This is a genomic window from Microbacterium sp. NPDC089698 (genome assembly GCF_044749045.1).
Classification (GTDB): Bacteria; Actinomycetota; Actinomycetes; order Actinomycetales; family Microbacteriaceae; genus Microbacterium.
This window is the reverse complement of record NZ_JBIVHE010000003.1, coordinates 213,826-231,386: the sequence shown is the minus strand read 5'-3', so window position 1 is coordinate 231,386 and position 17,561 is coordinate 213,826. Positions and strand designations below refer to the sequence as shown.

Here is a 17,561-nt window from a genome sequence, read left to right as displayed (position 1 = left end):
GGGCATTGCGTCGTCGCTGAACTCAGTAGATACTCGGACTCGTTCGAGACGAAACCAAACATTCAGAGTCGAACAGATACAAGCACAAGCGAAGGTTGAGCCATGACGCGGAACCCCGATGCGGACGCCCTCTCCCGGGTCAGCGCGCACGCCGTGCCTCCGCCCGGCGCGGCCGTCGATGCCGCGGAATTCCGCGGGCCGCTGTTCGCGGCCTGGGGCCCCGCGATGCGCGAGGATGCGCTGCGCGCGACCGTCGGCCGCGCTGCTCCCGAGACTCTCCGTGACCGGGTGGCGATCCCCTCGATCGAACGCCGCGACGCGTGGACGCAGGCGGATCCGATCACGATCGAACGGATCCTGGCGGCCGCTGCGGACGACCTCGGGCGCCCGTGGCCGGACGCGCTGGGCTCGCTGTTCGCGCGCTACGTCCGCGACGGCGACCGCGCGACCTACGAGCGGGCGCTGTCCGATCGGCAGGAGCGGCTGACCAGGGCCGTCGTGGCCGCGGCCGTGACCGAGGAGCCGGCGTGGATCGACGAGGCGGCGGACGGTGTCGTGGTGCTGTGCGAGCAGAGCACCTGGTCGCTGCCCGCGCACGACGATGCGCACGCCCGGCGCGGGTTCGTGCTGCCCGACGTCTCCTCCCCGTATCTCGACCTCGTCGCGGGTGAGATCGTGGCGCAGCTGGCCGTCGCGGACCGCATCCTGGGACCGCGCTGGGACGAGAGCTGGCCTGGTCTGCGCGAGCGCGTCCGGCACGAGGCCGAGATGCGCGTCTTCACCCCGTTCGAAACCAGGGACGACCTGTGGTGGCTCGGCTACTGGCGGGACGTCAACAACTGGAACCCCTGGATCCTCGGCAACGTGATCCTGGCGGCGGTGCTGCTTCTCGATGACGCCGACCGGGTCGCCCGCGTCCTTGCGCGCGCCCTGGACAGCCTCGACCGCTACGTCGCGGAGCTGCCGGCGGACGGCGCGATCGACGAGGGCGTCGCGTACTGGTGGAACGGTGCCGGGCGCATGCTCGAGATGCTGGACACCGTCGCCGCGGTCACCGGCGGCGGACTCGATGCGACCGGGATCCCCGTCGTCGCCGAGGTCCTGCGGTTCCCGATGCGCATGCACCTCGGCGGCGCCTGGTACGTGAACGTGGCCGACGGCTGGGCGCGCTCGCGCGGCCACGAGCCGTGGCAGCTCCCCTTCCGCTGGGGCGGCTTCACCCGAGATGCGAGAGTGACGGCGTGGGCGCGGGCCGCGCGCAGGCCGGACGCGCCCGTCGCGGAGGCCGCGGGAGGGCTGCCGCGGCTGGTGCGCGCGCTCGCCGACGTCGCCTGGCGCGACGCCGTCCCCGCGGCCGCACCGCTTCCGGAGGCGGTCTGGCTCCCGTCGGTCCAGGTGCTGGTGCGCCGCGCGGCGGCGGGATCCGCGACAGGGCTCGCGCTCGCCGCGAAGGGCGGCACGAACGATGAGAACCACAACCACAAGGACCTCGGATCCTTCCTCGTCGCGGCGGGCGGCCGGCAGCTGCTCGTCGACGTGGGCAAGCCCACCTACACCGCGCAGACCTTCGGCGCAGAGCGGTACCTGATCCGCGCGATGCAGAGCGGCTGGCACAGCGCGCCGGCGCCGTTCGGTCTCGAGCAGGGCGAGGGGGCGGCGTACGCCGCACGGGTGATCGCCGCGCCGCAGGGAGAGCCGGGATCGGCCCGGCCGTCGGACCGCGATGCGGAGGCCGGGAGGAGCGCGGAGTTCGAGCTGGAACTGGCGGGCGCCTACCCGCTCCCCGCGGGCGACTCCTGGCGCCGCACGTTCCGGTTCGGGGCCTCCGATGCAGGCGCGGACCGCATCGAGGTCATGGACCGATGGCGGCTGACGGAGGACGGCGCGCACCGGATCCACCTCATCGCCGGGGGCGAGGTCACGCCCGCCGGCGACGCGGTCGAGGTCGAGGCCGACGGGCGGCGGATCCGCATCGCGGCGGACGACGGGAGCGCACCGGTGCCGCCCTCGCTCGAGGTGTGGGAGCTGGACGATCCCGAGCTCGTCGCGGTGTGGGGCCCGCGGCTGACCCGCCTCGTCTACGAGGTCGGGGGACGCACGGGCGGGTTCGCGACCGTGATCGAGGAGCTGTCATGAGCGGGCGGGATCCGCTGTTCGCCGTGCAGCGCCGGGAGCGGATCATGGACGAGATCCGCGAGCACGGCTCCGTGAGCGTCTCCGCGATCGCGACCCGCCTCGGTGTGAGCGAGCTCACGATCCGGCGCGACATCAACACGCTCGCCCAGCAGGGGCTCGTCACTCGCGTGCACGGCGGCGCGACGCTGCGCAGCGCCCTCGAACCCGGCCTCAGCCCCGCGCTCGCCGGGCACGACCCGGCCGTCACGCGCTACACGATCGGGATGGTCGTGCCCTCGCTCGACTACTACTGGCCGCCCATCGTGCACGGCGCGAGAGCACAGGCCGCCCAGCTGCGCGCCCGGCTGCTGCTGCGCGCGTCGACGTACGACCTGCGGGACAACCGCCGCCAGGTCGAGGCGCTGCTGAACACCCCCGGTCTGCACGGGCTCATCGTCGCCCCCGACACCTTCGGCGAGAACGCGGTCGAGATGCTGGAGTGGCTCGACGCCCTGCCTGTGCCCGTCGTGCTCGCGGAGCGCCGGGTGCGCGCCGCGGCCGCGGCGCCGCATCTGGACTCGGTCGTCTCGGATCACTCCGCGGGCGCCGCGCTCGCCGTCCGGCACCTGCACGAGCAGGGGCACGAGCGCATCGGCCTGATCACCGAGACCGAGCGTCCCACCGGCCGCTACGTCCGGCGCGGCTGGGAGAGCACTCTGCGCACCCTCGGGCTGCCGACCGACGTCGCGAGCATCAACGGGATCCGCTTCGACACCGCGGGTCGCGAGCAGGCGATGGACGATGCGCTGCGGGTCATCCGCGACACGGCCACCACGGCGGTCATCGTGCTGCCGGATCCGCAGGCCCTCGCCCTCGAGCAGCACGCGCTGGACCGGGGGATCCGCGTGCCGCACGATCTCGCGATCGTCGCCTACGACGACGACGTCGCCCGGTTCGGCGACCCCGCGATCACCGCCGTCCGCCCGCCCAAGCAGCACGTCGGACGCGAGGCCGTGAACCTGCTCATCGCCCGGCTCGAGGCCGGCAGCGGGCGCCCCGCATTCCGGGTGAAGCTCAGTCCCGAGCTGCACGTGCGCGAATCCTCGCTGCGCCCGAGCATCCCGGCCCCGGCGGACCCCGTCGAGCCGAGCCCCGCCCCGTCGACCCCTCTCGTGAAGGAGACCCCGTGACCGCTTCCGATCCCGCCCGCCTGATCCTGCCCCCGGAGGACCGGACGCTCTCGCCGCACACGGGATGGACGCGGGCGCACTGGGCCGCGGTGGCCGACCACCTGCTGCTGTCGCTGCGGCCGTACTTCACTCCGACCCGCAGCCAGGTGCGCCTACCAGGGCAGACCAGCAGCAGCGGAGCGGACAGCGACGGGCTGGAGGGGTTCGCGCGCTCGTTCATGCTGTTCGCCTTCCGCCTCACCGGTGAACGCGGGGCGGATCCGCACGGGTTCCTGGACTGGTACCGCGACGGCCTCATCGCGGGCACCGACCCGTCGAATCCGGAGCGGTGGATCCTGCCCGCCGAACAGGCGCAGGCCGAGGTCGAGGCGGCCTCGATCGCCCTCGGGCTGCAGCTCACCCGGCCGTGGCTGTGGGACGCGCTCGACGCCGCGGCGCAGCAGCGCATCGTGGACTGGCTGGCGCTGAACCCGGCGGGCCGGTACCCCGACAACAACTGGCTGTGGTTCCGGATCACCGTCGAGACCTTCCTCGCCTCGGTCGGCGGGCCGCACGATCCCGCGCGGATCGCGGCCGACCTCGCGCGCATCGAGGACTACTACCAGTCCGACGGCTGGTGGGCCGATGGCACCTGGCGTGCGTACGACTACTACTGCGGCTGGGCGATGCACCTGTACCCGCTGCTCTGGGCGGGATCGCAGGGATCCGCCGCGTTCGGATCCGAAGCGCTCACGCCGGTGTTCCGCGCTCGGCTGACAGACTTCCTCGACGACTACGCGGCGCTCACCGGCGCGGACGGCATGCCCGTGCTGCAGGGGCGCAGCCTCATCTACCGGTTCGCGACGGCCGCGCCGCTCTGGATGGGCGCGGTCACCGGCGCCACCAGGCAGCCGCTCGGCCTGCTGCGCCGTGCGGCCTCGGGTCAGCTCCGCGCGTTCGTCGAGCGCGGGGCGATCGACGAACGCGGTCTGCTGACGATGGGTCTGTTCGGCGAGTGGCCCGCGATGGCGCAGTCGTACTCGGGCGGCGGGTCTCCGTACTGGGCGTCGAAGGGCTTCCTCGGACTCGTGCTGCCGGCCGACCACGAGGTCTGGACCGTGGTGGAGGAGCCGCTGCCGATCGAGCAGGGCGATGTGCGCCGGGTGATCCGGCCGGCCGGCTGGCTCGTCAGCGGCACCGCGGCGGACGGCATCGTGCGCGTGATCAACCACGGCGCGGACCACGCGTTCGAGGGCGACCGCATCGGCGACTCGGCGCTGTACGCCCGGTTCGGCTACTCCAGCGCGACGCTGCCGCCGCTCATCGGGGCGACGATCGACGATCCCGCGGACAGCATGGTGGGCGCGCTCGACGCCGAGGGGCGGTCCACGCACCGCACGGGCTTCGTCCGGGGCGTGATCGGCGACGACGGCATCGCGGCGTTCGCGAGTTCGACGGCCGACGCGCACTGGGTGGACTCGAGCATCGACCCCCCGACCTACGACCACGGATCCGGACGCACGGGCGCCGTGACGGACGGGCCGCTGCTCGCGACCACGAGCGTCGTCCGCGGATCGTGGGAGGTGCGCGCGACCCGGCGGCTGCCGAGGGACGGCGTCGCCGCGACGCCGCTGCCGGTGCGCGTGAGCGGCTGGCCGCTGACCGGGGCCGCCGCGGCGACCGCGGAGGGCGAGGACGCGGCGATCGTGCTCGACCTGGACGGTCTGCGCTCCGAGCTCCGCACGCTGTCGGGGGCGGCGACGGTCTCGGTGCGCACCGAGAGCGGCGTCGCGCCGATCGGCGAGGTCGCCTCGATCCCGCGGCTCGATTTCGCCGCGGTGGGGGAGGGCGATGTCGTGATCGCGGCGGTCCGCCTGGGGCGCGGATCCGACCCGGCGCCCTCGGCGCGCGCGGTCGTGTCCGACGCGGGCGAGGCGCTCGTCGAGGTGTTCTGGCCCGATGGTGCGATCAGCGCGGTGCGGATCGGCTGAGCCATCCGCCACACGGAGCGCGGTGCGACGCCTCGCGCCGCGCTCAGGCGGCGGTCGTGAGGCGGATCGCGTTGGCCCAGGGATCCTCGAACGCGAGTGAGCGTCCGTCGTCGCGCACGGCGACGCCGAAATGCGCCATGCGCTCGGCGACGGATCCGAGGTCGTCCGCCCCGGGCAGCACGATGTCGACGCGACCGAGGCCGAGCGCCGGGGAGCGCCGGCCCGCGCCCGCGCTGTTCCAGGTGTTCATCGCCATGTGGTGGTGATAGCCGCCGGCGCTCACGAACAGGGCGGATCCGCCGAGCTCCGCGGTGGTCTCGAATCCCAGCCGGTGCACGTAGAACTCGCGCGCCGAGGCCGTATCGCCGACCGAGAGGTGCACATGGCCGACGCTCGCGCCGCCGACCATGGGGTCCTCCGTGCCGCTCTCGGTGAGGTGCTCGCCGAGGAACGCGTTCGGATCCAGGTACAGGGTGTCCATCTCGATCCGGCCGTGCGTCCAGCTCCACTGCGTGCGATCGCGGTCCCAGTACAGCTCGACCCCGTTGCCCTCGGGATCCGTGAAGTAGAAGGCCTGGCTGACCAGGTGATCCGCGCTGCCGGTGAAGGTCCCGGGAGCGTGCCGCGCGACGGAGTGCAGCGCTGCGGCCAGGGCCGCCTGGGTCTCGAACAGGATCGCCGTATGGAACAGCCCGGCCGCGCGCGGCGCGGCGTGCTTCAGCTCGGGGCTGTGCCGCAGGATCACCACCGGCGTCGTGCCGCGGCCGAGCACCACGCGGTCGCCCTCGGCGGACAGCACGCGCAGTGCGACCGCGTCGCGGTAGTACGCGGTCATCGCGTCGAGATCGGCGACGAGCAGCGTCACGGCGCCCATCGCGGTGTCGGCGGCGAGGAGATCGGAACGGGAGGAGGTCACGTTCCATGCAACCGAATGGAACGGGGATCCATTCCGGGCGGGACGTGCGATGGCGGGCCGAGACGCAGCCGTGTACGGCTCACGGCCGTAGGGCCGCCTCCCAGCGCGTGCCCGTGGTGAGCAGCCGGGGAAGACCCGCCACGAGCCCGCGACGGGGGAGCGCGTTCATCATCGCGCTCTCGGCGGAGAGCCGGCGCTGCTCCCCGCGGCTCAGCCGCTGCAGGGCATGCAGCAGCGCGAGCGGGTGCGACTCGAGAGCGCTGTGCCCGTTGTCGATCTCGACGAGCACGGTGTCCGGCGCGGCCGCCGCCACGCGGCGCGCCACCGCGGCGGGCGTGCGCAGGTCGCGCGAGCCGGTCAGCAGCACGGTGGGCCAGTCGAAGCCGGCGGCCGCGGCCGTCAGGTCGAACGGCTCGCCGGCGAACCGGGGGAACCGGTCGGCGACCGCCGCGTAAGTGAGCGAGGGATCGAGGGCGGAGCCGTCGGGATCCGGTCCGAACCCGAGTTCGCGGAAGGCGATCGCGCCGACCAGATCGAACTCGTAGAACCCCGGTACGTGCGCCTCGGACTCGGCCTTGTCGACGTACGCCTCCAGGGCCGACCACACCGACCCGTGGGCGCGGGAGTCGTGACGCGGGCGCCCGTGTCGATCCGTGCGCCGCGCGTCGTGCACGCGCTGGCGCAGCAGCGGCTCGAGCAGTCCCTCTCCGCCCAGCTCATAGGCCGCCCGCAGGACGCCGAGGAGGATGCGCGGATCCGATCCGTCGTCGAGCAGCTCCCGCACCGAGGCCGTGATCCTGGTGTCCCCGTCGAGGAAAAGCCCGCGGATCATCGCGCGCTCGGCATCGCGGTCCGCGACGGACTGCAGGGCGGAGTCCAGCAGCATCCCCGCGACCCGCTCGGGGTGCCGGGCGCCGAACGCCGCCGCGACGTAGCTGCCGTAGGAGGATCCCGAGATGTACGCGCGGGACACGCCCTCCTGCTCCAGGACGGCGGCGAGGTCGTCGATCACGTCGACCATGCGCATCGCCGAGAGCGGCAGGCTGCGACCCCCGAGGTCGGTCCGGGAGAGGCCGACTCCGCGGTGCTCCATCATGATGACGTCGAGCCCGAGGGCCGCGGCCCTGCGCCGGAAGCGCCGATAGGGGAGCACGGATCCGAGCCCGGGGCCGCCGGGGATCACGACGATCGGCGGCGTGGAGCGCGGTCCGCTGCGCACGTACGCGAGGTCGAAGGAGGGCGCGGTGGGCGTCGCGGGGCGGCGCACCCGGCGCACCCCGCGCACCGAGGTGGCGAGCAGGCGAGGCAGCGCGCTGGGCGCGTGCGTCCCGCGTCCCGCGTCGATCCTCGTGTTGGCCATGGCTCGATTATGCGTGCCGGGCGCTCGGGGGAGGCTGTCCGGCGCCTATCAGCGCGGTTAAGGTCGGCCGGGCGCTTCGACGGGCTCAGTGACCGGGCCCGGTTCGGCGGCCGGCCCGGGCTCAGCGGCCGGGCCCGGCTCGGCCATCGCCTCCAAGGCGTCGTCGGCCTCGGTCACGATCGCGGCCATCGCGGCGGCCGCGGTCTCGGGATCGCGCGCCGTGATCGCGGCGGCGACGTCCTGATGCAGTCGGAGTGCGGTCTCATCCGCGCGGTGCGGCATGAGCGCGTGGGCCGTGCGTCCGTGCAGCAGCTCCGCGACGACCTCGGTGAGACCGGCCAGATAGGGGTTGCCCGAGCCGCGCAGGACCGCCGCGTGGAAGTCGATGTCGTGCTGCAGGTAGACGGACTCGTCGGCCCGGTCGCCGTGCTCGACCATCCCGAGCACGGCCTTGACGAGCGTGGCACGCTGCTCGGGGGAGGCGTGCGCTGCGGCGAGACGGGCGGCGAGTGGCTCGATCGCGGAGCGCAGTTGGCTGAGCTCGTGCAGCGCCCCGAGCCGGCCGGATCCGTCCAACCTCCAGCGGATCACCTCGGGGGCGTACGGACTCCACCGCTCGGCGGGCAGCACCTCGACACCGGCCCGGCGGCGCACCTCGACCATGCCCATGGTCTCGAGCACGCGCACCACCTCGCGCATCGCGGAGCGGGAGGCGCCGTACTCCGCGGCGACGTCGGCGGTGAGCAGCCGGGCGCCCGGCGCGAGCTCGCCCTCCACGATGCGCATGCCGATCGTGTCGAGCAGCCGGCGGTGCTGCGCGGATGCCGCCTCGCGGGTCCCTTCTGCCATGAAGCCCATTATGGCGATAGCCCGGCAAGAACGGCGTCGTAGTCCTTGTAGATCTGCGTATAGCAGGTTTGTGCTTGATTAAGTCCTACTTATCGCTTACGCTGAGGCGAAATCTCTCCGCCAGACCAAGGAAGCTCATGGCCATGTCATCGAACCTTCTCGCCGCCGTTCCCGGAACGCTCCTCTCGGCCGCCGACCCCGTCCCGCCCACGACGACCGCCCCGGAATGGGCCCTGATCCTCGCGGCGCTCATCGGCATCGCGACGATCGTGGTGCTGATCACCTGGGTCAAGCTGCATCCGTTCCTCTCGCTCCTGATCGGGGCGCTCGTCACGGGCCTCGTCGCGGGCATGTCCGCCACGCAGACGGTCACGAGCTTCTCCAACGGCTTCGGATCCACCGCGGGCGGCGTCGGCGTGCTGATCGCCCTCGGCGCGATCTACGGCAAGCTGCTCGCCGACTCGGGCGGCGCAGACCGGATCGTGGACACCCTGGTGTCCCGGGCGAGCGCCGCGGCGCTGCCCTGGGTCATGGGCCTCGTGGGCGCGCTGATCGGCCTTCCGATGTTCTTCGAGGTCGGGCTCGTGCTGCTCGTGCCGGTGATCATCCTGGTCGCCCGCCGCTCCGGCGTCTCCCTCATGAAGATCGCGATCCCGACGCTCGCCGGACTCTCCGCCATGCACGGCCTGGTGCCGCCGCACCCGGGTCCGCTCGCCGCGATCAGCCTGATCGGCGCGAACCTCGGCCTCACGCTCGCGTTCGGCGTCCTCGTCGCGATCCCGACCGTGATCATCGCAGGTCCCCTGTTCGGCCGCCTCGCGGCCCGCTGGGTCGACGTGCCCGTGCCCGCGCTGTTCCAGACCGCCGAGGACACCGCGCAGCCCGGCGAGACCGCGACCGTGCAGGCGCGCAGGCGTCCGGGCTTCGGCACCACCCTGTTCAGCATCCTGCTGCCGGTCGTCCTGATGCTGCTCTCGGCGATCGCCGACATCGTCGCCCCGAACGACACCTCGTCGGTCAAGGGCATCATCGACTTCCTCGGCAAGCCGGTCATCGCGCTGCTCATTGCCGTGCTCGTGGGCATGGTCGTGCTCGGCCGCGGCGGCGGCATGAGCTCGAAGGAGGTCGGCGCCTCGGTGTCGTCGTCGCTCCCCGCGATCGCGGGCATCCTGCTCATCGTGGGTGCCGGCGGCGGGTTCAAGCAGGTGCTCGTGGACTCCACGATCGGCACCGTGATCGCGCACGCCATTTCGGGCATCGGCGGGGCGCTGCCGATCGTGCTGTTCTTCGCCTGGCTCGTCGCGGTGCTGATCCGCGTGGCCACGGGATCCGCCACGGTCGCCACCATCACGGCCGCCGGCATCCTGCAGCCGCTCGTGCACGACCTCGGCCTGTCGTCGGCCGGGTCCGCCCTGCTGGTCCTCGCGATCGGCGCCGGATCCGTGTTCCTCTCGCACGTGAACGACGCAGGGTTCTGGCTCATCAAGGAGTACTTCGGCCTGAGCATCCCGCAGACGCTCAAGTCGTGGTCGATCATGGAGTGCCTGATCTCCGTCGTGGGCCTCGCCGGTGTCATGATCATCGGCGTGTTCGTGGGCTGATCGGGCGAGGAGACGATGATGACGACGCAGACGGTTCCCCCGACGATCCTCGTGGTGATGGGGGTCTCCGGATCCGGCAAGAGCACGCTGGCCGGAGTCCTGGCGGGCCGCCTCGGCTGGGCGCTGCAGGAGGGGGACGACCTGCATCCCGCGGCGAACGTGGCGAAGATGGAGGCCGGGATCCCGCTCACCGACGAGGACCGCTGTCCGTGGCTCGAGCTGATCCGGGAGTGGATCGTGGCGGAGCAGGATGCGGGCGAATCCGGCGTCGTGACCTGTTCGGCGCTGCGGCGCAGCTACCGTGAGATCCTGGCCCGCCCCGGCGTGGAATTCGTCCATCTCGAGGGCACCCAGCACGACCTCGCCGAGCGCCTCGGCCGCAGGCTCGGGCACTTCATGCCGGCCTCGCTCCTGGAGTCCCAGCTCGACACGCTCGAGCCGCTCGGGTCCGATGAGGCGGGCTTCGTCGTGGATGCGGCCCTGCCGGTGCAGGACGCGGCGCAGCAGGTGCTCGACTGGCTCGGGGAGCACGGGGTGTCGATCCGGTCGTGAAGGGGCCCGGGGCCTGCGAAAGGCGGGCCCCGTCCCGTTCCCGGATCCGTTCGACCGCTTGCGGCCGGCCGCGTCGGTGCCACAATGGCCCCATGGGGAACGCGGGCAGCGTGGAGCTCGAGTCGGCCAGGGTGGTCCGGCTCCTGCGCGACTCGATCCTGTCCGGAGAACGCCGATCCGGTGACCGCCTCATCGAGCGGGACATCGCCGACGAACTCGCGGTGAGCCGGCTTCCGGTGCGCGAGGCGATCCGGCAGCTGCTCGCCGAGGGGATGCTCACCGCACGTCCGCGGTCCTGGGCCGTGGTGCGTCAGTTCACCGAGGACGATGTGCGCGACATCGCGCAGGTGCGCGACGTGCTGGAGGTGCTCGTCTTCGAGATCGCGGCGCTCCGGCATACGGCGGACGGGATCGCGAAGGTCGAGGCGACGCTCGAGCGCGAGTTCGCGGCGGCGGGCGTCGGGGATGCGGCCGCGGCGCACGCGGCGGGTGCCGAGTTCCACCTGATCATGGCGGAGCTGGCCGAGAACGCGACCGTCAACGAGATCCTCGGCATGATGCGGGGCCGACTGCTGCTGCTGTTCAAGGACCATGACGACCTGATCGCGATGGCGGAGGACCACGCCCGTATCTTCGAGTCCTTCGCCGCACGCGACACGGCCACCCTGCGCCTGCGCGTGCAGCGGCACCTGCGTGCGGGCACCGCGACGGCCCTGCGCAAGCTCGCCGCGTACAACGCCGAGACGGCCGCGATCCGCGCGCGATCCGCGGCCGCGCGCGAGGGCGCGGCCGTCGCGCGCGAGGGCGCCGTCGTCGCCCGTGACAACACGAGCGCCCGCGAGGACGCCTCCGTCGCCGGCGAGTGACGGGTCAGCGCGGCGACATCGGCGTCGTCGTGTCGATCGCCTCGCGCAGCGGTCGCCGCATCGGTCCCCAGTAGCGCACCGGGGCGAGCCGGACGAGCGCGTCGACGAGGCGGGTCTCCCGCCCGACCAGGGTGCGGGCCCGGCGCTGCAGGGTGGCCCGCACGATGCGCTCCGCGGCATCGGCCGGCTCCATGTGGTACATCGCGGCCTGCGCGGCGGCGGCCCGCCCCGCGACCCCGGGGTCGATCGAGGACGCGTAGCGCCCGTGCAGGATGATGCCCGTGCGGACACCGGAGGGGTAGACCGCGCCGACCGTGACCGTGGATCCCTCGACCTCGTGCATGAGGGCCTCGGAGAACGCGCGCACCGCGAACTTCGTCATCGAGTAGGGGATCCGACCGCCGGGCGAGGCGAGTGCGTAGATGCTCGCGATGTGCGTGATGTGGGCGGCGGGCGAGCGGCGCAGCGCGGGCAGCAGTGCCTTGGTGATGGACACCGTGCCCCAGAGGTTCACGTCCATCAGCCAGCGCATCTCCTCCATCGTCAGCTGGTCGAGGGAGCCGAGCATCGAGGAGCCCGCGCACGTGATCAGCGTCTGCAGCTCGGGATGCGCGGCCTCGACCTCCTCGCCGACCGCGGCGACGGCGTCGTCGTCGCGGAGGTCGACCGGATGCACCGTCACGGTGCTACCGGTGGCGCGCAGCTCGTCGGCGACGAGGGCGAGTCCTGCCCGGTCGCGGTCGATGAGCGCGAGGTTCGCGCCGCGGCGCGCGAGCGCTCTCGCGGTGTCTGCGCCGATGCCGTGGGCAGCGCCGGTGATGGCACTGCTTCGCCCTGATGCGTCGAGAACGGGCAACGCTCCTCCTACCGCTGCGCCCTCGCACGCTTCATCGCATGCGTCGGGTGGGCGCAGACGCTGGTCCCATCCTGCCTCATGGTCCTGCTCTTGCGGAACGGGAACCGGTACGCTCGATGTCAGAGGAGGTCGGAGTGGGAAAGAGCGCGGACGCCATCGCCGAGGGCGTGGCGATCGCCACGTCCGCCGCCCGTCTGACCGTCAAGAACCACATCCTCGTGGGCACGATCGCACAGGGCGGATCCTTCGACGTCTCCAAGTACATGAACGACGCACGGGAGGCGCTGCTCGCGCTCGCCGCGGAATCGGAGGAGGCGGCGGAGCTCGCCACCAAGCTGCGCAAGCGCGCCCATGGGCGCTACTCCGACCCGCACGGCACGCACGACTACCGCGACCGCGACGTGCGCAACCTCAAGCGCCGGGCGAAGCAGTCCTCCGCGGTCGCGGACCGGCTGCGCGAGATGGCGGAGGACGCCGAGACGCTGCGCTTCCTCGTCGAGGCCGCTCGCGCCGCCGCCTGGGGTGACGTCGCCGGGAACCTGCAGAGCCGCCTCACGGTCGAGGCGATGCGGCCGGACGAGGACCCCGACTACGCGACCATGCGCGAGGCCCGCATGCAGGCGCTCCGACTCGTCGACCTGCAGGCGCTCGCCTCCGACCAGCGCGCGCGCCGCAAGAACCGCGAGAAGGCCGACAAGGTCGCGGAGAAGGCCGGCAAGGCGGCCGCGAAGGCGGCGGAGCGCGAGGAGAAGCGCGCCGCGCGGCAGCTGCGCTGACCCGCGCCACGCCCGGCGGTATCGCCTGCGGCGCTCTCGATTCGCGTTCCGGGCCGCCTCTGGGGTATTGTTGACGAGGCCCGCGAGAGCGGGCGGTCTTGTGAAAGACCGGATGCGCCTGTAGCTCAATGGATAGAGCATCTGACTACGGATCAGAAGGTTGGGGGTTCGAGTCCCTCCAGGCGCACACTGTGTTGAGACAGTAAGAAGCCCCGGCCAGCGAAGAATATCTTCCGCTGGTCGGGGCTTCGTTCGTCCGCGTTGAAGCGGCCGCGACGACGTGCTGAACCCACGGAGAGAATCGCCCGCGCGGTTCTCCGGAAGGGCGAGGGCGATTCTCCGTGTGCGGCTCTCAGCTGATGAGCGTGTACGCGCCCCAGCCGTTGCCGACTTGGATGCCGGCGTTCACGCCGCCGGAGCCTGTACCGGAGTACAGCCACAGAGTCTGGCTGCTACCGTTTCGAGCGATGATGTCGGCATAGCCGTCGCCGTTGTAGTCGCCTCCGCCGGTGATCGTCGAGAAGCCGTTCCAGTTCTGCCCGATCTGCTGGACGAGGCCGAGCCCGTTGGGGGTCCCGTAGTAGCCCCAGAGCTCACCGGCGGCGTTGCGTGCGATGAGGTCACCGCGACCGTCGCCATTGAAGTCGCCGGCGACGAGGGCCGTCATGGCGCTCCACCCGGTGCCGATCTGGATTGGTGCGCCGAAGCTGCCCCCACAGTTGCCGGGATACGCGTAGAGGTTCCCGTTCGACGCGCGCGCGACGAGGTCAGGATTACCGTCACCGGTGAAGTCGACGCCTCCAGTCAGCAGGCTGTAGCTGTCCCAGCCAGCCCCGATATACGTCGGGGTGAAGACGCTTGCATAGTTCCCGGCGTAGAAGTACAGGCCCCCGCCAGCACGGGTCTGGAGGAGATCGCCGGCACCGTCGCAGTTGTAGTCACCGTGGACGATTGCCGCCGACGTGTCCCAACCCGGTCCCGTCGGGTATGTGAGTTGGGTTCCGCCCGCGCCGTTGCCGAAGAACTCGACGAGATAGCCGTCGTTGCGGATGGCGAGGAGATCGGACTTCGAGTCGCCGTTCAAGTCGAAGTAGATCGTCGAAAGGGGAACGGTGCCAGACCCCTGGTACTCGAAATGATTGTGATTGCATGTGTCGGCGAACTGGGTCCAGCCCGCAGGAAGGGACACTGATCGGCTTCCGCAGCCAGCCTGACCAACCCCTGCAGGTGCGGGCAGAACTTCGAACATCGCCTGGATAAGCGCGATGTCTTGGGAGGTGCTGCCGGTAGACCAAGTGTTGTTGACCTGGTCGATATCGATCGCGTGCCCGCCGCCGTTTTTGTAGTGATAGCTGGTCGTGCTGCTTCCAGATGTGTCACCAATGCAATAGCGATTCAGCGACGATACGCGGAGTGTGAACCCTCGGTCGACGACGACCTTCTTAAGTGCTAGGAGGATCGCGCTATCGATGGAGCAATCGAGTCCGTTGTGGGAGAGGACCGTGCCGTTCGCGTATCCCTGGATCTGCGCCATCGGCTCCGCCTCGCCATAGAGACGACCAGAGCTGAGAATCTGTTGCGCCAACTGCTGAGCGCCTGGTTGCGGTGTCGTTGCCGATGCGGCAGTCGCCGGGAGCAGTGAGCCCGTGGCAATGAGTGCGATGGCAAGGAGGGTGAGAAGCGAGCGCTTGCGAGAGCCTGGTGGCACAGTACGTTTCATGGGCAAAACGTATTGGTATGCGACGGCGGCCCGCTGTCCGCATTTCGTCCTACAGACGGCACCACAGCGTTCCCTGTAAAATCCGCCGTCGGGTGCGTCCACCGGATCGGCCCGTCAGGCGTGGGTTGGCGGCCATGTGCGGACGACGCGTCATCGTTACCAGCGGCGCAGCTGGGCCTGAGGGGAAACGCGGATGTGAACCCCGGCCGGGAAGTTCACCTGTCAAGATTCGTGAGTCGCCGCGACCGCCTCGATCACCGCGACGAAGCCCGCTGGATCCTCCTGGAAGGGCGCGTGGCCCGTGGGCACGCGCACGATCTCGGCTTCGGCGCGGGTCGCGAGGAGCTCCTGAAAGGGAGGCGGGACGAGGACGTCGTTCTCGGTGAGCACGTACGTCGTCGACTTCCGCCGCCATGCAGCGCTGCTCACCTCGCCCTGGAACGAGGCGAGCGACTGCGGGCGGAACATGCCGGCCAGCTGCTCCGCGGCCTCGGGCGGGGTTCCCGGCGGGAAATCGGCGCTCACCATCGCGATGCGCTCCGCACGATCCGACCCCAGGAAGACCTGTCCGCCGTCGACGTGCCAGAGCTCGGGCAGCGCACCGCCGAGGGAGCTCTGCACGCTCTCGCCGACGTCGAGGACGAACGCGGCCACGAAGACGAGGCGCCGCACGGCCGGGTGATCGCCCGCCTGCGTGATCGGCACGCCCCCGTAGGAGTGGCCGACGAGGATCACGGGGCCCGGCTTCGCGTCGAGGGCGGCGGAGACGGCGGCGGCGTCGGCCTCGATCCCGGCGGTCGACCCCGTCGAGGGCAGATCGAGCGCATCCACCACCCAGCCCCGCTCGCGCAGCTGAGCCACGACGTCGGCGAACTCCCAGGCGCCCACCCAGGCGCCGTGGACGAAGAGGATGCGGGGGCGATCGGTCATGCGCATCAGCCTGCGGTCTCGGCGGGTGCCGTCGCCATCCGTAGGATTGCCGAATCGTCCGAGGACGGCGAGGCGCCGGAACCGCACCCTGAGGCGGCGGCGCCTCAGCGGAACGTGGCGTCCAGCGCCGCGCGCAGATCCGCGAGCAGGTCGTCGGTGTCCTCCAGGCCGACCGAGAGACGCAGGTGGCCGAGTCTTCGGAACGGCTCGGGGTAGGTGGACACCCGCCCGCCCTCGGTGCCCGTGTGCACGATGAGGGAGTCGTCGTGCCCGAGCGAGAAGCCCGAGGTGATCAGGCGCAGGTTCGCGACGAAGCGGTTCTGCACGTCGGGGCCGCCGTCGACGGCGAAGGCCATCATCCCGCCGAAGGCCCCGGCGAACTGGCGGGCCGCGAGCTCGTGCTGCGGATGCGACGGCAGGCCGGGGTAGAAGATGAAGGCGATGCGCGGGTCTTCGGCGAGGAGCTCGGCGATCGCCTGCGCGGACGCGAGGTGCTGACGCATCCGCAGCGGGAGGGTGACGGATCCGCGCTGGATCTGCCACGCGTTGAACGGCGAGATGATCCCGCCGACGTCGACCATCGCATCCGCCTTGATCGGCTCGATCAGCTCGTGCCGCCCGATGACGGCCCCGCCCATGGCGTCCCCGTGCCCGTTGATGTACTTCGTCAGGGAGTGGACGACGAGGTCAGCCCCGTCGCGGAGGGGGCGGTAGAACGGCGGGGGCGTGTAGGTGGAGTCGACCATGAGGATGGCGCCCGCGTCGTGGGCGATCTCCGCGATCGCGACGACGTCGGTCACCTGGGTCGTCGGGTTCGCGATCGCCTCCACGCAGACGAGGCGGGTGTTCGGGCGCATCGCCGCACGCACCGCGTCGTGGTCGGTGATGTCGACGAAGGTCGCCTCGATGCCGTAGCGCTGCGGCAGCAGCTCCGTCCAGAGCCGCCAGGTCGCCTCATAGGTCACGTCGCTGACGACCACGTGGTCGCCCAGGCGGACGTGCGTGAAGAACACGGCGTGCAGTGCGGCGACCCCGGAGGCGAGCGCGACGGCGTCCTCCCCGGCCTCGAGTGCGGCGAGCTTGTCCTGCAGCGCCTGCTGGTTGACGCCCGTGTTGCGCGTGTAGAGGCCGGAGGCCGTCGCCGACCAGCTGATCTCACTCGGATCCTCCGGGAGGAGGTAGGAGTTGGCCATCACGAGCGGGGTGCGCAGCGCCTTGGTCGAATCGACGTGGATGCCCGCATGGACGGCGAGGCTCGCGTCCGACAGGGTTCCGGGGCGCGTGCGGTCGGGGCGTTCCGCCATGGCGGTCCTCCTCAGGTCGGGTGATGGCGATGTCATCGCGTGGGCACTACGCTAACGTGTGATATCAACATCAGCAATTGTCTATATTGCACATCAATGAAGTAGGTGCAGCGTGGATGGGACGGACCACCGCATCCTGGCCGAGCTGACGGCGGATGCCCGCGTCGCGCTCGTGGAACTCGCGGCCCGGGTGCATCTGTCGCGCAACGCGGTGAAGCAGCGGATCGAGCGCATGGAGCGCGACGGCGTGATCGCGGGGTACACGGTGGTCCGCGGGGCCGCGGCCGCCCGGCGGGTGACCGCGATCGTGATGGTCTACCGGACGGATCGCATGCGCGGTGCGCATGTCGTGACAGCGCTCGAGCGGATCCCAGAGGTCGTGCGCTGCGACATCCTCTCCGGCGAGTTCGACCTCTTCGTCACCGTGCGGGCGGACACCATGGACCGGATCGGGGAGATCTGGGAGATGATCGCCGCCCTGCCCGGGGTCGAGAACACGGTGACCTCGCTCTCGCTCACGCGCGTCATCGACAGGCCCTGAGCGGCGCCGGTGGTC

At 71.4% G+C, this 17,561-nt stretch carries 15 protein-coding genes and 1 tRNA gene; 9 read left to right on the top strand and 7 right to left on the bottom strand.

The genetic code is table 11. From position 1 onward, the window contains the following. The first annotated feature begins 102 nt into the window (after positions 1-102). Genes ACIPY5_RS10950 through ACIPY5_RS10940 form a run of 3 tightly spaced genes read left to right on the top strand, consistent with a single transcriptional unit; the run spans position 103 to position 5,275 of the window. A complete protein-coding gene (locus ACIPY5_RS10950) occupies positions 103-2,136 on the top strand; it encodes a hypothetical protein (RefSeq protein ID WP_400970430.1) in 2,034 nt (677 codons plus the stop codon). Beyond that, entirely contained in the window at positions 2,133-3,305 is a 1,173-nt protein-coding gene (locus ACIPY5_RS10945; RefSeq protein WP_400970427.1) for a substrate-binding domain-containing protein, read from the top strand. Before ACIPY5_RS10950 ends, ACIPY5_RS10945 begins: the two co-directional genes overlap by 4 nt. Then, entirely contained in the window at positions 3,302-5,275 is a 1,974-nt protein-coding gene (locus ACIPY5_RS10940) for a DUF2264 domain-containing protein (protein ID WP_400970424.1), read from the top strand. The genes ACIPY5_RS10945 and ACIPY5_RS10940 overlap by 4 nt, the downstream gene beginning before the upstream one ends. A gap of 43 nt (positions 5,276-5,318) precedes the next feature. On the opposite strand, the gene ACIPY5_RS10935 is transcribed toward ACIPY5_RS10940, so the two are convergent. The 3 genes from ACIPY5_RS10935 to ACIPY5_RS10925 all read right to left on the bottom strand — a co-directional run bounded on the left by ACIPY5_RS10935 (position 5,319) and on the right by ACIPY5_RS10925 (position 8,400). Beyond that, on the bottom strand, positions 5,319-6,149 hold the full coding sequence (locus ACIPY5_RS10935; protein WP_400970850.1) for a VOC family protein: 831 nt from the start codon (positions 6,147-6,149) through the stop codon (positions 5,319-5,321). A 121-nt stretch (positions 6,150-6,270) separates the two neighbouring features. After that, a complete protein-coding gene (locus tag ACIPY5_RS10930; RefSeq protein WP_400970421.1) occupies positions 6,271-7,551 on the bottom strand; it encodes an alpha/beta fold hydrolase in 1,281 nt (426 codons plus the stop codon). 57 nt (positions 7,552-7,608) lie between these two features. Further along, a complete protein-coding gene (locus ACIPY5_RS10925; RefSeq protein ID WP_400970419.1) occupies positions 7,609-8,400 on the bottom strand; it encodes a FadR/GntR family transcriptional regulator in 792 nt (263 codons plus the stop codon). A 143-nt stretch (positions 8,401-8,543) separates the two neighbouring features. Between ACIPY5_RS10925 and ACIPY5_RS10920 the strand changes: the two genes are divergently transcribed. The 3 genes from ACIPY5_RS10920 to ACIPY5_RS10910 all read left to right on the top strand — a co-directional run bounded on the left by ACIPY5_RS10920 (position 8,544) and on the right by ACIPY5_RS10910 (position 11,419). Next, the gene (locus ACIPY5_RS10920) at positions 8,544-10,001 is read left to right on the top strand and encodes a GntP family permease (protein WP_400970416.1); all 1,458 of its coding nucleotides are present in this window, start codon (positions 8,544-8,546) and stop codon (positions 9,999-10,001) included. Positions 10,002-10,019: 18 nt separating this feature from the next. Beyond that, complete coding sequence (locus tag ACIPY5_RS10915; RefSeq protein WP_400970413.1) at positions 10,020-10,553, top strand: gluconokinase; 534 nt, start codon at positions 10,020-10,022, stop codon at positions 10,551-10,553. Between the two features lie 92 nt (positions 10,554-10,645). Beyond that, positions 10,646-11,419 (top strand): GntR family transcriptional regulator, encoded by a 774-nt coding sequence (locus ACIPY5_RS10910; RefSeq protein WP_400970410.1) that lies wholly within the window; start codon positions 10,646-10,648, stop codon positions 11,417-11,419. Positions 11,420-11,423: 4 nt separating this feature from the next. On the opposite strand, the gene ACIPY5_RS10905 is transcribed toward ACIPY5_RS10910, so the two are convergent. Then, the gene (locus ACIPY5_RS10905; RefSeq protein WP_400970407.1) at positions 11,424-12,275 is read right to left on the bottom strand and encodes an SDR family NAD(P)-dependent oxidoreductase; all 852 of its coding nucleotides are present in this window, start codon (positions 12,273-12,275) and stop codon (positions 11,424-11,426) included. 134 nt (positions 12,276-12,409) lie between these two features. Between ACIPY5_RS10905 and ACIPY5_RS10900 the strand changes: the two genes are divergently transcribed. Further along, positions 12,410-13,051, top strand: a complete 642-nt coding sequence (locus ACIPY5_RS10900) for an asparagine synthase (RefSeq protein WP_309337096.1) — start codon at positions 12,410-12,412, stop codon at positions 13,049-13,051. 114 nt (positions 13,052-13,165) lie between these two features. Beyond that, positions 13,166-13,238 (top strand) — tRNA-Arg (locus ACIPY5_RS10895). A gap of 165 nt (positions 13,239-13,403) precedes the next feature. Here ACIPY5_RS10895 and ACIPY5_RS10890 read toward each other — a convergent pair. From ACIPY5_RS10890 to ACIPY5_RS10880, 3 genes are all read right to left on the bottom strand, one after another. Next, entirely contained in the window at positions 13,404-14,771 is a 1,368-nt protein-coding gene (locus ACIPY5_RS10890) for an FG-GAP repeat domain-containing protein (RefSeq protein ID WP_400970404.1), read from the bottom strand. 222 nt (positions 14,772-14,993) lie between these two features. Further along, complete coding sequence (locus tag ACIPY5_RS10885; RefSeq protein WP_400970401.1) at positions 14,994-15,701, bottom strand: alpha/beta hydrolase; 708 nt, start codon at positions 15,699-15,701, stop codon at positions 14,994-14,996. Positions 15,702-15,805: 104 nt separating this feature from the next. Beyond that, entirely contained in the window at positions 15,806-17,005 is a 1,200-nt protein-coding gene (locus ACIPY5_RS10880; RefSeq protein WP_400970398.1) for a trans-sulfuration enzyme family protein, read from the bottom strand. Positions 17,006-17,117: 112 nt separating this feature from the next. Between ACIPY5_RS10880 and ACIPY5_RS10875 the strand changes: the two genes are divergently transcribed. After that, a complete protein-coding gene (locus ACIPY5_RS10875; protein WP_045272755.1) occupies positions 17,118-17,546 on the top strand; it encodes an Lrp/AsnC family transcriptional regulator in 429 nt (142 codons plus the stop codon). Positions 17,547-17,561 lie beyond the last annotated feature (15 nt).